At 43.6% G+C, this 15,137-nt stretch carries 13 protein-coding genes and 1 pseudogene; 3 read left to right on the top strand and 11 right to left on the bottom strand.

Going from position 1 to position 15,137, the window contains the following annotated elements:
• Nucleotides 1-292: 292 nt before the first annotated feature.
• The 3 genes from AC3KZC_RS04515 to hutH all read right to left on the bottom strand — a co-directional run bounded on the left by AC3KZC_RS04515 (nt 293) and on the right by hutH (nt 4,582).
• Nucleotides 293-823: a flavodoxin family protein gene (locus AC3KZC_RS04515; protein ID WP_490580113.1), complete on the bottom strand. Its 531-nt coding sequence runs from the start codon at nt 821-823 to the stop codon at nt 293-295.
• Nucleotides 824-1,050: 227 nt separating this feature from the next.
• Nucleotides 1,051-3,075, bottom strand: a complete 2,025-nt coding sequence (gene hutU, locus AC3KZC_RS04510; RefSeq protein ID WP_490580114.1) for a urocanate hydratase — start codon at nt 3,073-3,075, stop codon at nt 1,051-1,053.
• A gap of 13 nt (nt 3,076-3,088) precedes the next feature.
• A complete protein-coding gene (hutH, locus tag AC3KZC_RS04505; protein WP_490580115.1) occupies nt 3,089-4,582 on the bottom strand; it encodes a histidine ammonia-lyase in 1,494 nt (497 codons plus the stop codon).
• Nucleotides 4,583-4,732: 150 nt separating this feature from the next.
• Here hutH and AC3KZC_RS04500 point away from each other — a divergent pair, with 150 nt between their 5' ends.
• A complete protein-coding gene (locus tag AC3KZC_RS04500; protein WP_490580145.1) occupies nt 4,733-5,626 on the top strand; it encodes a LysR family transcriptional regulator in 894 nt (297 codons plus the stop codon).
• A gap of 245 nt (nt 5,627-5,871) precedes the next feature.
• Here the strand turns inward: AC3KZC_RS04500 and AC3KZC_RS04495 are convergent, their stop codons facing one another.
• Together AC3KZC_RS04495 and AC3KZC_RS04490 are read right to left on the bottom strand one after the other, a co-directional pair.
• Nucleotides 5,872-6,690 carry a class I SAM-dependent methyltransferase gene (locus AC3KZC_RS04495; protein ID WP_490580116.1) on the bottom strand — a complete coding sequence of 273 codons (819 nt, stop codon included), beginning with the start codon at nt 6,688-6,690 and terminating at the stop codon, nt 5,872-5,874.
• A 252-nt stretch (nt 6,691-6,942) separates the two neighbouring features.
• Nucleotides 6,943-7,191, bottom strand: a complete 249-nt coding sequence (locus AC3KZC_RS04490) for a hypothetical protein (protein WP_490580117.1) — start codon at nt 7,189-7,191, stop codon at nt 6,943-6,945.
• A 233-nt stretch (nt 7,192-7,424) separates the two neighbouring features.
• Between AC3KZC_RS04490 and AC3KZC_RS04485 the strand changes: the two genes are divergently transcribed.
• Both AC3KZC_RS04485 and AC3KZC_RS04480 read left to right on the top strand, forming a co-directional pair.
• The gene (locus tag AC3KZC_RS04485; RefSeq protein ID WP_490580118.1) at nt 7,425-8,573 is read left to right on the top strand and encodes a CobW family GTP-binding protein; all 1,149 of its coding nucleotides are present in this window, start codon (nt 7,425-7,427) and stop codon (nt 8,571-8,573) included.
• A 230-nt stretch (nt 8,574-8,803) separates the two neighbouring features.
• On the top strand, nt 8,804-9,520 hold the full coding sequence (locus AC3KZC_RS04480) for a lipoate--protein ligase family protein (RefSeq protein WP_490580119.1): 717 nt from the start codon (nt 8,804-8,806) through the stop codon (nt 9,518-9,520).
• 87 nt (nt 9,521-9,607) lie between these two features.
• On the opposite strand, the gene arsJ is transcribed toward AC3KZC_RS04480, so the two are convergent.
• From arsJ to tnpC, 6 genes and pseudogenes are all read right to left on the bottom strand, one after another.
• Nucleotides 9,608-10,822, bottom strand: coding sequence for an organoarsenical effux MFS transporter ArsJ (gene arsJ / locus AC3KZC_RS04475; protein ID WP_490580120.1), 1,215 nt, complete (start codon nt 10,820-10,822; stop codon nt 9,608-9,610).
• 9 nt (nt 10,823-10,831) lie between these two features.
• Nucleotides 10,832-11,842, bottom strand: a complete 1,011-nt coding sequence (locus AC3KZC_RS04470; RefSeq protein ID WP_490580121.1) for an ArsJ-associated glyceraldehyde-3-phosphate dehydrogenase — start codon at nt 11,840-11,842, stop codon at nt 10,832-10,834.
• Nucleotides 11,843-11,844: 2 nt separating this feature from the next.
• The gene (locus tag AC3KZC_RS04465; protein ID WP_490580122.1) at nt 11,845-12,348 is read right to left on the bottom strand and encodes a phosphatase domain-containing protein; all 504 of its coding nucleotides are present in this window, start codon (nt 12,346-12,348) and stop codon (nt 11,845-11,847) included.
• A 16-nt stretch (nt 12,349-12,364) separates the two neighbouring features.
• On the bottom strand, nt 12,365-13,387 hold the full coding sequence (gene arsB, locus AC3KZC_RS04460; RefSeq protein WP_490580123.1) for an ACR3 family arsenite efflux transporter: 1,023 nt from the start codon (nt 13,385-13,387) through the stop codon (nt 12,365-12,367).
• An 11-nt stretch (nt 13,388-13,398) separates the two neighbouring features.
• Entirely contained in the window at nt 13,399-14,160 is a 762-nt protein-coding gene (locus AC3KZC_RS04455; RefSeq protein ID WP_490580124.1) for a metalloregulator ArsR/SmtB family transcription factor, read from the bottom strand.
• Between the two features lie 151 nt (nt 14,161-14,311).
• A pseudogene (tnpC, locus tag AC3KZC_RS04450) lies at nt 14,312-15,070 on the bottom strand (IS66 family transposase); the annotation flags it as partial.
• Between the last annotated feature and the right edge of the window lie 67 nt (nt 15,071-15,137).

Genomic DNA, 15,137 nt, shown 5'->3' with positions numbered 1-15,137 from the left:
GGGCAATTCTAGCAAAGTTGACCAAGTGAGGGAAATTTGATTTCCCCTGATTTTATTGTGCCTGGTTATACTCGTCTTATTTGTTAACCATTTATACCCATAGCCTTTTTAGGTGTTCTCGGGTGTTGGCAGCGTGCCTTCACCTCAATCACATAGTGCATCTATGCTCATTAGGATTCAGGCGCTTGCCGCCTACAAGCATCTTGAAAACCATTGAGTATAAATAAATTAACCTCCTTTTTGCGGCTGCGCCATAATGAGCGGTTATTTTTACGTTAAATAACCACAGAACTCATTTCACTGCCGATAGCTTAGCAACGAAGTGACTAAGCGCTGGCTCATCAATCATATATTTATCGCGGCAGTTTATGTGTAATAAGCCGCCTTGATTAAGAGTAAAGTAAGCAAATAAACGGCTAAAAAAGCCGGCAAAAACCTCACATTCCTGCTCACTTGCAGACGTCGTGACAACCCAAGCATATTTTCCTTTTAGTCTTTTTCCTATGGGTTTGATGGTCGGGTTTTCAGTTAATTCTGTCATACGGTCCACGAGCTTTTTCATATTCGCAGTCACGGCATACCAATAAACAGGAGACGCAAACACAAGGTGATCTGCTTTATCTAATTCGTGAGCGATATCATAAAACGGATCATCTTTAGGGTAATGATTTTGGTAGTTATAGTGAGCGAAATTGAGTTTATCGATATCGATAAACTTGACTCTATGATGGCTTAAGCGATGAATTAAATCCGACACTAACTGAGCGGTATTGCCCGTTGGGTTTGCGCTAGAAAATAAAATAAGAATGTATTTTTTTGACATCAATGCTCTCCAATAAACTAGAAGGGTGAAATTGTGAGAGCCAAGCTTAAAAGCTCAACCTTGGTTGAGGTCAAGACTGTGAATGATTATTTTTACTCTAAGGCGCACTTATCTTTTGAATACGAACCTTGTTCACTGCTCTCATAAAAGCTTAGCCGATAAAAACAAGCGAAAAAAAAGCGAGGCATTGCCTCGCTACTCGTTTTACATGTTAACCATTTACACCCTTAGAGTGATAAATTGTTAAACACCGCGTCATCAACCAAATTAGCCAGCGTCACTTTAAGTTTTGGCGTTCTGGCCATTTCGCGTTTAATGGCAAAGTTCGCTTCAGCGTTTCGTGCCCAGCTGCGACGTGCAATGCCGTTATTCACATCAAACAATAACATTGATTTGAGTTTGCGCTCAGCATCGGCAGTGCCATCAAGCAGCATACCAAAACCACCGTTAATCACTTCGCCCCAACCTACCCCGCCGCCATTATGAATTGATACCCAGGTCGCCCCGCGAAAGCTATCGCCAATCACATTATGAATCGCCATGTCTGCGGTAAAACGACTGCCATCATAAATGTTTGATGTTTCGCGAAATGGAGAATCGGTACCGCTCACATCATGATGATCGCGCCCAAGTACCACAGGGCCAATTTCGCCACGATTTATTGCATCGTTAAAGGCTTTGGCAATTTCCATGCGCCCCTCGGCATCGGCATACAAAATACGTGCTTGTGAGCCAACCACTAACTTGTTTTGTTTTGCATCTTTAATCCACGTAATGTTGTCTTGCATTTGTTGCTGAATTTCTTCTGGCGACTGCGCCATAATTTTAGTTAATACCTCTGCCGCAATCGCATCGGTTTTATCTAAATCTGCAGGCTTACCTGATGCACACACCCAACGGAACGGCCCAAAACCATAGTCAAAACACATTGGGCCTAAAATATCTTGCACATACGATGGGTATTTAAAATCAATGCCGTTATCAGCCATGACATTGCCACCCGCGCGCGAGGCTTCAAGTAAAAATGCATTGCCATAATCAAAGAAATAAGTGCCTTTGGCGGTGTGTTTATTGACTGCAGCAGCGTGGCGTTTAAGGGTCGCTTGTACTTTTTGTTTAAACAGCTCAGGCTCTTCACGAATTAAACGGTTTGATTCTTCATAGCTAATATCAACCGGATAATAACCACCCGACCAAGGGTTATGCAGTGACGTTTGATCAGACCCTAAATGAATAAAGATATCTTGCTTATCAAAGGTTTCCCATACATCAACTATGTTGCCAATAAACGCAATCGATACCACTTCTTCATTTGCTTGCGCCTGTTTTACTCGCGTAACCAGCGCCTCCATATTATCAATCAGTTCATCAACCCACCCTTGTTGATGGCGTTTTGTGGCCGCTTTTGGGTTGACTTCCGCGCACACTGTAATGCAATTGGCAATGTTGCCCGCTTTAGGCTGTGCGCCACTCATACCACCAAGGCCTGCGGTTAAAAAAATCTTACCCTTTGGACTTTCGCCTTTATTAAGCACTTTACGAAATGCATTCATTACCGTAATGGTGGTGCCATGTACAATGCCTTGCGGCCCAATGTACATAAACGAACCAGCGGTCATTTGGCCATATTGGGTCACGCCCAGTGCATTAAACTTTTCCCAATCATCGGGTTGTGAATAATTTGGGATCATCATGCCATTGGTAACAACTACACGCGGTGCATCAACCGATGATGGAAATAATCCCATTGGGTGGCCTGAATACATGTGCAGCGTTTGGTCTGCTTCCATTTCGCTTAAGTATTTCATTGCTAATAAATACTGAGCCCAGTTTTGAAACACAGCGCCATTACCACCATAAGTGATAAGCTCTTCGGGGTGCTGCGCAACCGCTGGGTCTAAATTATTATCAATCATCAGCATAATGGCAGCCGCTTGCTGGCATTGTGCCGGATACTCTTCGATTGAGCGCGCTTTTAACTCATAGTTTGGTTTAAAGCGATACATGTAAATACGGCCAAAACTCTTTAATTCTTCAGCAAATTCTGCAGCTAACTCTTGGTGCCACTCTTTTGGGAAATAACGCAGCGCATTACGCAGTGCCAACTGTTTTTCGTCGGCTGATAAAATGTCTTTACGCTTTGGCGCACGATTGGCATCCGCAGGATACGGCTTTGGCGCTGGCAATACGCTTGGGATCCCTTGTTTAATTTGTTCTTGAAAGCTCATGTTTGCTGTGATTGTTTCTGTCATCGTCATTGCCTCCTTAATTCACAACCAGTGCTTGTGTTTTAACTAACGTGATCATCGCATCAATATCCGGTTTGAGCAGGCGATCTTCTTCTAGTTTGGCAACTTTAGCGCGAATTAACGCGAAGTTTTGTTCAATAATGTCTGAACAGGTATTTGGGCGTCTAAAGTCAATGGCTTGCGCTGCATACATTAGCTCAATAGCGAGAATTTTCTCTAAATTACCTAATATTTGATTGAGTTTACGCCCCGAAATACTGCCCATCGAGACATGATCTTCTTGCCCCATTGACGTTGGCACACTGTCGGCTGATGGCGGGAAACACAAGGATTTATTTTCTGTTACTAATGCAGCGGTGGTGTACTGTGGGATCATCATGCCAGAATTTAAGCCCCCTGCGCTGGTTAATAAGCGCGGTAAACCGTGCAAACCTTCTAACAATAAGTAACAACGACGGTCAGCAATATTGCCCAATTCAGCTGCGGCAATAGAGGTATAATCAAGCACCATTGCCAGCGGTTGGCCATGGAAATTACCACCCGATATAGCCTCTTCACTGCTAATAATAATTGGATTGTCGGTCACTGAGTTCATTTCAATCTCAGCGAGGTCTTTTAAATGGTTAAATGCATTACGGGATGCGCCATGCACTTGCGGAATACAACGTAATGAGTAAGGGTCTTGCACACGGCTACAATTGCTGTGCGAATTCATGTTTTGTGAACCGCTAAAAAAGCGTCTCATGCGCGCGGCCACTTCAATATTGCCTGCAAAAGGGCGAATTTGATGCAGCTCGGCTCTAAATGGTGATTGGCTGCCTTGCATGCCTTCAATACTCATTGCCCCTGCTACATCGGCTAAATCGAGTAAGTAGCGCATTTTTTTAAGCGCAGTAATAGCATGAGATAAAATAAATTGTGTGCCATTAATCAGTGCTAAGCCTTCTTTGGCGTGTAATTCAAGCGGCTCAAGGTTATGCTCGCGCAATGCCTCTGCCGCTGTAACAACCTCTTTACCCTGCCAAAACTCGCCTTCGCCAATTAAAGGTAAAAATAAATGCGACAATGGCGCTAAATCGCCCGATGCACCTACAGAGCCTTGCTCAGGCACAGTTGGGATCAAATCAAGTTCAATAAACTTTAAAATACGCTCAACCACATCAAGACGAATGCCCGAAAAACCTTGGCTTAACGCATGCACTTTGGTGATTAACATCAGCTTAGAAATGGATTTATCAATCAACTCACCCACCCCAACCGCATGAGTGATCAACAAGTTTTTTTGTAATAAATGAGTTTGTGCAGGAGAAATTTGGGTATCACACAGTGGGCCAAAACCGGTATTAATGCCGTAAACCGCTTTATTAGAACTTGCCATCACGTCAACATTTTTGCGGCTGCTATTAATTTTATCAATCGCTTCTTGGCAAAGCTCCGCTTTAATTGTGCCCTCGGCAATGCCACATACGATATCCAGATTAAGCTGGTCAATACCATATTTAAACGTCATTTTACTCTCCTAACTCATTGTTCTTGTAAGCACGACTTAAACACTGCGTGCCTTGAATAACGTTATGCTAGCTTGCCGCTGTTGTTTTATAAATGCATAATAATCGGTATTCATTCCGATTTTATCGAACTAAAAAGAGGACAAATGACCATGCAAGTTCATGATGTTGATTTACGCTTACTGCGCATTTTTGTTGCCATTGTTGAAAGTGGTGGTTTATCGGCGGCGGAATCACGCTTAAACATTGGTCGCTCAACCATTAGTTCGCATTTATCGGACCTTGAAGTACGTTTGGGGATCACACTGTGTAAACGTGGTCGCAGCGGTTTTGAATTAACTGAATCGGGGCGCATTACTTACCAAGCATCGCTTGAGCTGCTGCAACAATGTGAAGCGTTTACCAGCACAGTGGCGAGCTCAAAAAACCAGTTATCGGGCCGAGTGACCATCGCAATTATCGATACGTTAGTCAGCGAACCACGTTCTGGCGTCGCACATGCCATTGCCGCACTCAAAAATAAAAGTAAAAACATTCAATTTGATATCAATGTCTGTGAAGCGCGCGAGGTCGAAACCTCAGTCGTAAATGGCCGCTCATTAGTGGGCATTGGCGTAAGCCGCCATCATTTACGCGGGCTTAATTACACCCCTCTTTACACCGAAACCAACTACCTTTATTGCGGTATCGGCCATCCTTTATTTAATTGTGCGCCCGAAACTGCAAACAAACTATTAGCCAATGCCGAAGTCATTACCAGTAACTACCTGCGCGATAAAGAAATTCGTAACGATGGCTTAAACTACCCAAATAGCGCGATTGCCTATCATGACGAAGGGATTGCACACTTAATATTATCGGGTCAGTTTATTGGCTATTTGCCTGAGCACTATGCGGCTCACTGGGTCGATAAAGGCGTGTTTAAAGCCATTAAACCAGCACAATATTCGTATCAAATACCTGTAATGCTCATCACGACCAAAACCGACACCGCCTCACTGTTAGCAAAAGCAATAATTAAAGAAATTAAACGCAGCCATGCCTAAGCACTTTAAAGCAGAGCTTGTATTAATCAGAAAAAAGCGACTCACCACAGAGGCGAAGAGGCGCGACGCTACACAGAGAAAAAATCATTGGGTAGGAAAAGTAGGTAAAAGTAAGAGCTCACCAAGTACCAACATTATCTGGTGATAGGGTGGATCCTGTGCTGAGTACCAGTAAAAAACCTCATAAAAAAGCACCGCAGAGCATCATTAAAGCTGCTGTGGTGCTTTTTTAATTGCGTTTACAATTAACGCTTTTTAAACAATAAAGTCATGCGGTTAGATTCGCCGACTTTTTTAAATTTTTCTTTATCGGCATCGGCTTCAACACTTAATGATGGTGGTAATGCCCATACGCCGCGCTCAACACCATCTACGATGATGCGATCTTGGTGGTTGTTATGAAAATACGCTTCGGCTTCTAAATCAAAGCCTGCGGCCACTGCAACAGCAACTACATAAGACTTAGGCAAATAGCCTTTTTTAGCGGTTTCAACTGGATTAAATCCTTCAGGTGCTTGGTGTTGCACTACGCCTAATTTACCGCCTTTTTTTAGCATTTGGTTAAACTGGCTAAATGCCGCAGCTAACTCATTGCCATTTTGTAAACCGTGCAAGCCACGGAAGGTTAATACCACATCAGCATCCATCGTCGCTTTATCGACACCTGCATTAGTATCAAAGTCTGCCACAATCACCTTGCCATACACATTTTTGTTATCAGCAAGTTTTTTTTCAAAACTAGTACGTGAACGTTTGCGGTATTCTGACTCAATATTGACCGGATAATGCGCCGCAACCAACGTCCCTTTCTCTTTTAACATTGGCGCTAAAATTTCAGTGTACCAACCACCACCAGGCAGAATTTCAACCACTTTGCTGTTTGGCTTTACTCCAAAAAACTCAAGCGTTTGATAAGGTTTACGAGACACATCACGCTGCTGATTGGCTTCACTACGGTGTGCATTATCAACGCTGTGATTACCATGACCATCGGCTAAAACGGTTAACGGTAACGAAGCGCTCACCAGCATCGCAAAAGGAAGGAGTAGCTTTGTATTTTTCATTTTAGTTTCCTGACGTTAGAATAATTAACCCAGTTATACACGTGCCAAGCCATTAAAGGTCACTTTTTGCGATAAAATTTTAAATATCAATGTGTAATTAAATGAGTACGTCGAATAGATTAACAGCGTGTTAGATAGATGAATAACGCAGGATTCTGTGAAGTAAGCTCGTCATTGTTTGAGTTATATAGGTATTTTAACCAGCGATGGTTCATCCTTGAACCCACAGGTTGTAACTTTAAAACAACATTATTAATGTGTTTTTTTAGCGCCTTTACGAATTAAATCTTTACCGTTATCAAAAACGTATTGGGTGACCCAGCGCCCTAATAATAATTTATGTTGATCATCAAGCACCGCAACAAACGGTCGGCCGTTGCTGTTATTAGTTGCAAGCGCCACCCCTGTTACATTTGCCAGCCCCAACCCACCGTTATCAACTAAAAGTAAAAACGCTTCAAGCTCTTCAAGGGTATCAATGATGTCGTTATCGTTAATCATATTGTGTTACTCCACACATACTACACACATATTCAAGGCGCGTAGAATAACAGGATTAAATACCGCGATATACAAGCAAAGGCAGTGCACAACCATTATGTGATAATGTATCATTACCAACCAAAGCTAATCTGTTAGCAATTGACTCCCTCAACCCTGCAGGCTTTAACGCTGGTGCTGACTAATTTATCTATCACTTATTTTACTGAAACAGTTTTCGATTGGAGCAAGATATGAGTTTAAAAGAACGTATACCGGTCTATTTATTAACGGGTTTTTTAGGGAGTGGAAAAACGACCTTGTTAAATTCACTGGTCAAACAACCTGGAATGGAGCGCAGCCTCATTTTAATTAATGAGTTTGGTGAAGTGGGTCTGGATCACCTTTTAGTCAGTCATGCCAAAGAAGATGACAATTTAGTGGTTGAGCTTGGCAGCGGCTGCCTGTGCTGTGCAACTCGCGGGGATTTTGCAAAGACATTACGAGATACTCCGTGGCGATATGCGCGTGATGGACAACCCCTTTTTGATCGAGTCATCATTGAAACCACAGGTTTAGCCGATCCGACTTCGATCATTCAAACACTCATGCGCGACCGAACAATCCATTTGCAATTTCGTTTGCAAGGTGTCGTCACCGCGGTAGATGCTATTAATGGTGCGTCAACCATCACCCAGCACATTGAAGCACGTAAACAGGTAAGCGTTGCTGATTTATTATTAGTGACAAAAACCGATTTGAATGTTGAAAAACACACTCTAGATACCTTATTTCAACAACTTGCTGAGCGCAATCCTACGGCCGATATTCAAATGACAAACAATGGCACTGTGGCCGCCAATATAATTTTACAATTAGATCATATAGAGCCGACAGATTCGTCAATTCCACTGAAAAAATGGCTTAATATCCGCTCCGTTTCTGCACAACCCACTGGCAATAGCCTCAAGGCATTTGCACAACTGAATCCGATAAGCGAACCGCAGAATGATATCAATCGCCATAACGACCATATTCAAGCCCACTGTTTTATTTTTGATGAACCTTTAAGTGAAGCAAAGTTTGGCATGTGGGTGGACATTATGGTGCCACTTTTTGGTAAAAATTTGCTGCGTTTAAAAGGAATTATCAACATACAAGGTCATGCTGGCCCTGTTGTGATTCATGGTGTTCAACACACTTATCACCCTGCAGCCTATTTACCTCAATGGCCAGATGATGACCGTCGTTCTAAATTAGTCTTTATCACCTACGATATCGATCGCCAAACGTTAGAGCGCACTTTTGAAGTGTTTAAAGAACGCAATTATGAAGCTGAGGCTAAGTTTATCTCTGAACTTCAAAATGAAGGACACCCAAAGCAAGAAGCTATAAGCGTTTAACTGTCACCTCCTCTCTTTTTTCATGGCAATCGATAGGATTGCTATCTGAAATAGAGAGGTGGTAAAAACCGGGCGCGCTGAATAGGCACTTTAAGCCCAAAGCGTCAAATCAACGTATTATTACTGAAGACAAAAAATCACTGCGATCACAAAAATTAACGCTAGCGGGATCATGAGATTATTCGATAAGCTTGCTGCTCAAACGGCCTTACAAGAAGAATGATAACAGCATGACAAAAATCAAAGCCAAAGTATTGCGTTATGACGACATTGATGTCGAAGCCGTCTTTGCAAAAGAGTCAGAGTTACTCGATGCGATAAAAAATGGTCAACTCGACCAAGGGTTAGTATTGTGGCAAAGCTGTGATCGCACCCTTGTGTTACCTGCGGGGAATAAATGGCCACAGTCAGCGTCTCTCGAAACGGCGCTGAATCAATTAGGCTGGCAGGTGTTTGCCCGCAAAACGGGTGGCGCACCAGTACCCCAGACTCAAGGGGTCATCAATGTCTCTTACCTGTATGCCCTTAGCGACGATGAACCTTACTCAATTCCTAATGCCTATCGTGATTTTTGCCAAATATTAGCGCGGTTTTTCAACCACTTTGGTGTCGACGTTGATGTACATGCCACACCCGGTAGCTACTGTGATGGTGATTACAACATTAATATCGCTGGCAAAAAAGTAGTCGGCACGGCGCAGCGTGTCGTGCTTAAAAAAGGCGGCGGGAAAGTGGTACTGGCACAAGCCTGTATTTTAATTGATATCGTTGCGGAACAACTGGTCGCTCCCGTCAACGCTTGTTACCAACACCACCAGCAAAGCGAGCAAGTAAAGGCCGAGGTTCATAGCTGCTTATTTGAACACATTGAGCAGCGCCCTAGTTTAGCTGATTTATACCAGCAATTATTCGATTGCTTTGTCAACGCACGTTATCCGAGTGTCTAAATATTTGAACTTGAATATTACGGGCTAAATGTTTCAGACCAAACATTGAGGGCCAAGTGTTAAGGGCGAGCGTTTACTCGCCGCTCTTTATTGGGCTGCCTGAGTTGGTAACTTAGTCGAAATCAGCCCAGCGAGGCCAATAAAAACAAACGAAATAGCTAAACAGGCTGCAAGCCCATACAACTGAAACACCCAACCCGATAACACAGTGCCAATTAAACGGCCCAGCGCATTGGCCATGTAATAAAAACCAACATCCAACGATACCCCATCCGCATCCGCCATACTAACAATTAAATAACTGTGTAAGGATGAGTTGATAGCAAACAAAACACCAAACAGCATTAAACCCGCGATGAGCACTGTTTTTACTTGCCAATTAAAAAATAACGACACCGCAATCCCAAGTGTGACCACCGCAAGTAAGCTTGCCCATTTTACCGTTTCTTTAGCAGGCGATAGGCTGTGTTTAAAATTAATCAGCTTAGGCGCAACCGATTGCACCATGCCATAACCAATCACCCACAGCGCCAAAAAGCCGCCAACGGTCCAATGATCCCAATTAAACGCTTGGGACAAAAACACCGGTAACGCCACCACAAACCACACATCACGAGCACCAAACAAAAATAATCGTGCAGCTGACAAACTATTAATCGCACGGCTTTTTGAAAAAATATCAGTAAATTTAGGTTTATTCTTCGCTTTACCCAAATCGTTTTTCAAGGCATAGAGGCTGTAGCACCAAACCAATGCCAGTATTGCAGCCATCAGCAACATCGCCCCTTTGAAAGACAACAGTGTTAACAGTAAGCCACCTAAAAAAAATCCAACCCCTTTTAAGGCGTTTTTCGACCCAGTTAATATTGCCACCCATTTAAACAAGGTGCCTTCTTGACCTGCAGCCACCAGCATTTTAATTGAGCTTTTAGCGCTCATTTTATTTAAATCTTTCGCAATACCACTGAGCGCTTGTGCAATCATGACATAGGCAACCGTGAGCCACTCGGCAGGTACTGCCAACATGCATAAGGCAATCACTTGCAGCGCCAAGCCGATGTTCATTGTTTTATTGAGCCCTAAACGAGCCCCCACAAAACCACCAACCAAATTGGTGACTACACCAAAAAGCTCATAAAACAAAAACAACATGGCAATACTGAGCGGGCTATAACCCAACGCATGAAAATAAAGCACCACCAACATCCGCAGTGCGCCATCTGTTAAAGTAAATGCCCAATAATTGCCTGTTACAACCAGGTATTGCTTAATATCGTCTGATAATGATGCCAAGCGCTGCATAGTATTTCGTTACCCTTTTATTGATAAACCCACTTTACGAGCAAGCTCAGCGGTTCTGTTGGCGTATCCCCATTCGTTGTCATACCAGGTGTACAGCTTCACTTGAGTGCCGTTGACTACCATAGTAGAAAGCGCATCAATAATGCTTGAACGTGGATCGGTCTTGTAATCAATCGATACCAATGGCTTTTCTTCATAACCCAAAATACCTTTTAGATCCCCTTCTGCCGCTTCTTTCATCCAAGCATTAATTTCTGCTGCTGTTGTTGCGCGCTCAACTTCAAAGACACAATCGGTAATTGAGGCATTTGCAAGCGGTACACGCACAGCGTGACCATTCAACTTGCCTTTAAGCTCAGGAAAAATATGCGTAATCGCCGTTGCAGAGCCCGTAGTGGTTGGAATAAGGCTCATGCCACAGGCACGCGCTCTGCGTAAATCTTTGTGGGGTGCATCTAAAATAGTTTGGGTATTGGTAATATCGTGGATAGTGGTCATTGAACCATGCTTAATACCAATTTTATTCTGTAATACTTTTATCACTGGCGCGAGGCAGTTGGTCGTGCACGAAGCCGCCGTTACAATACTGTGCTGGTCAACATCATACAGATGGTCATTCACTCCCATCACCACATTAAGCACCCCGTCTTCTTTTACGGGCGCAGTCACCACCACTTTTTTAACGCCTTGATCTAAATAAGCTTGCAACAGCTGCGTTGTTTTCATCTTACCTGATGCTTCAATAACCAAATCACATTCAGACCAATCAGTCTCGCTAATGGTTTTATTTTCTGTCACCCGAATAACATGGCCATTAACAATCACATTATTGCCATCATGATCAACCTCATGGGGCCAAATGCCATGCACTGAATCGTACTTTAACAAATGCGCCAGGGTTTCTGCGTTACCTGCTGGGTCGTTAATTTGTACAAACTCAACGTCTTGCCAAGCAAAAGCCGCGCGCAGTGTTAAACGCCCCATGCGGCCAAAGCCGTTAATACCAATTTTAATTGCCATTGTTATGCTCCTACTTTTTGAAACTCATTAAAAAATGAACGTTGTACAGGGTGAACAAGCGCCTTTGGGCGAACTTGCTGTACTTGGTTAATAATGTCAGCTTTGTGGTAACCAAGCTCATTCATCAACAAACCAACCACTAAGCCCGTACGGCCAGAGCCGCCCTTGCAATGCACCGCAATCGTGCCTTGCGCCCGTAAAATAGTAAGAATGTCACCAAGCTGAGATTTAAAAGCGCTAGCAAAATCATCATTAGGTGCATCGTCATCCAAAATAGGTAACTGAAACCATTTTATGCCGTGTTCGTGGCACACACTCGGCAGCGTTTGGGCTTGGTTTTGTTTTAGCTCTGCGTCATACATCAGAGTCACTATTGCTTGTGCCCCAGCGCTTTTTAACTGCGCTACAGACGTGGTTAAATCTACCGCTTTTGTGCCAGGGCACGGCGTAAAAATAAAGCCTGCACCGCACGTTAGCGTTAAAGTGTCATAAGGGTGGGTTTGCATAAAAGTCCTCTACTTATTATTCGTTAAACCAATGTTTTGTTCTGTTGATGATGGCCACAAGCGACAGCATGACCGGCACTTCAACCAGCACACCAACAACCGTGGCAAGGGCCGCGCCTGAATGTAAACCAAACAGCGAAATCGCCACCGCTACAGCCAATTCAAAAAAGTTTGATGTACCAATTAAGCTCGCAGGTGCCGCGATGTTGTGTTTTAGTTTGAGCTTTACCGCTATAAAATACGCGATAATAAAAATGCCATAGGTTTGCAAAATTAACGGTATCGCAATTAACACTATATTCAACGGCTGCTCAATAATGGTCTTGGCCTGAAAGCCAAACAACAGCGCAACGGTTGCTAACAACCCCATCACTGAAAAGGGCTTTATTTTTTCGAGTAGCGCTACAATAGCCGCGTCATCACGACCCGAACCATTTAGGTGTTTGCGGGTTAGCACACCGGCAATCAGCGGCAACAAGACATATAACACCACGGATATAAACAAAGTACCCCAAGGAACATGAATATCACTCACCCCAAGCAATAAGGCGGTAATGGGTGCAAAGGCAAAAATCATAATAATGTCGTTCACCGACACCTGAACCAAGGTGTAGTTGGCATCACCTTTAGTAAGTTGCGACCAAACAAACACCATGGCAGTACACGGGGCCACCCCTAATAAAATCATGCCCGCGATATATTCTTGCGCCGTTTCTGGCGAAACAAAATCGGCAAACAGCCCTTCAAAAAATAACCACCCTAACGCCGCCATCGAAAACGGTTTAATTAACCAGTTAATCACTAAAGTTAATACCAGCCCTTGTGGATTCTTCCCCACCTCTTTGATGGTTGAAAAATCGACCTGAACCATCATGGGGTAAATCATCACCCAAATGAACAGCGCCACCACAACGTTAACATGAGCAACTTCAAGATTGGCAATACCAGCAAAAAGTGGCGGATAAACAAGACCTAATGCCATACCCACAGCAATCGATATCGCCACCCATACCGACAAATAACGCTCAAACATTCCCATTGTAAACCTCCTTAATTACAGCAACTCGCCACACGAGTCGGTCGGTCGCCCATCGCATTCAGTCGTGCTAACTCTTGTTCAATAAAAATAGGTTCATTCACCACCGTTGCGGTAATGGCGTGTTTCATCCATGCTGGCAGTGTGGGATTAATCGAGTAAAATACCCACTGCTGGTGTTTTCGGTCAGATAAAATACCCGCCTTTCTAAGCAAGGCTAAATGACGCGATACTTTAGGCTGGCTGGCTTCGCCAAGCGCTATCATTAACTCACAGACACACACTTCCCTTTCTACAGCAATAAGCAACAGCGTTTTTAAACGAATATCGTCTGCTAAGGCTTTATAAAACGTGGTTGGGGTAATGGCGGCGGGCTGCTGCTTTTGCTCTATCAGCAAAAACATTTTTATCCGCTCGTTGAGTTCTTGCAGTGTTTTTTCAAACGGGTTGGCTTCTTTACGAGCACGAGGTTCTGGAAAATCCCAAGCAAGGCAATGAGTGCCATTCACTCGTTTATCGCATTCTGTAGCCGCGCTATCACACAGCGTAATCACAAAATCAAAATGAATATTGGCCACTTCATCAAGGTGTTTTGAGCGTAAATCATTAATCGGCAAGCCAAAATGTGCAATCGCCGCCAAAGTACGCGCATCAACACTATGCGGCTGCGTACCCGCACTATAAACTTCGTACTCGCCCTTGCCATGATGTTTTAACAAGGCCTCGGCCATAATCGAACGCGCCGAATTTTCAGTACATAAGAAGAGAACTCTCATCAACCGCTCCATAATAAATTTGTTATATACTAAATTTGTTATGTGAATTGTGCAATCTTCATTTTTGGAGCGAGGGGGTTAAAAGGTATTGATGGGTTAAAAGCCTAAAAGCGTTGTAAGCGTCTAGGCAAAGACACCTAGCCCAGATTAACCATGGTAGCAAGGGCTCAACATCGGCAGGGTTTTCAGAAAGGTGCTGCAAACAGGTACGTATGTAGTCTGTCACTATAAGGCTATTTACCTTCGCGGTTTCGACAATGCTGTAGAGAATGGCGCTGGCATGAGCGCCATTGCAGGTGTTAGAGAACAGCTAAGCCTTGCGCCCAATCACAAACGGTTTTATCGCTCTTTCGGCTCGGTTGTTGTCGATGTTGAGTCGGCCATTTTCAAGATAACATTCGAATTTATCAAATTGGTTTAGGCTGTATTTTATCGCTTTGCCTAGTGCGGATTTGGGGGGAGTTTTATCTTCGCGCTCTGTTAACCAGTGTTTTAACTTATCGACTATTGGCTTTGCCTGTTTTTGCCTTGTTTCATATATCTCATTAACCGATTTACCTTTTACGCTTTGCTCAATACCATAGAGTTTGGTTATTAGGCTCAGTGCAACATCGGCTTTGCCGGTTTTCTTTGCGTTTGGCTTAGCCTCTAAGAACTTGCGACGCATATGTGCAAGACAAGCGACAAGGTTTGCATTGGTTTGCTCGTACGCGGCATACCCATCAACGTGCATATAGCCATTGAAACCTTCAAGAAAATCTTTCGGGCAACGGCATGCTCGGCTGTTTTGATAATCATATAGCACCACATTGCTATTACCCATTGGCTTGTCATCGCCACAGCAATACAACCACATGTAGCTTTTTGCTTTATCGCTGTTTAGAACATTGACTGGCGTCTCGTCGGCGTGGTGACAGATGGACATGACTGTGGTCGCAAAAGACACAGTCGAAGATTACAAAAGCGAGTGCTCCACT

It is taken from the genome of Pseudoalteromonas sp. J2K-J031 (genome assembly GCF_058197095.2).
This window is presented reverse-complemented; position numbering and strand designations above follow the sequence as displayed.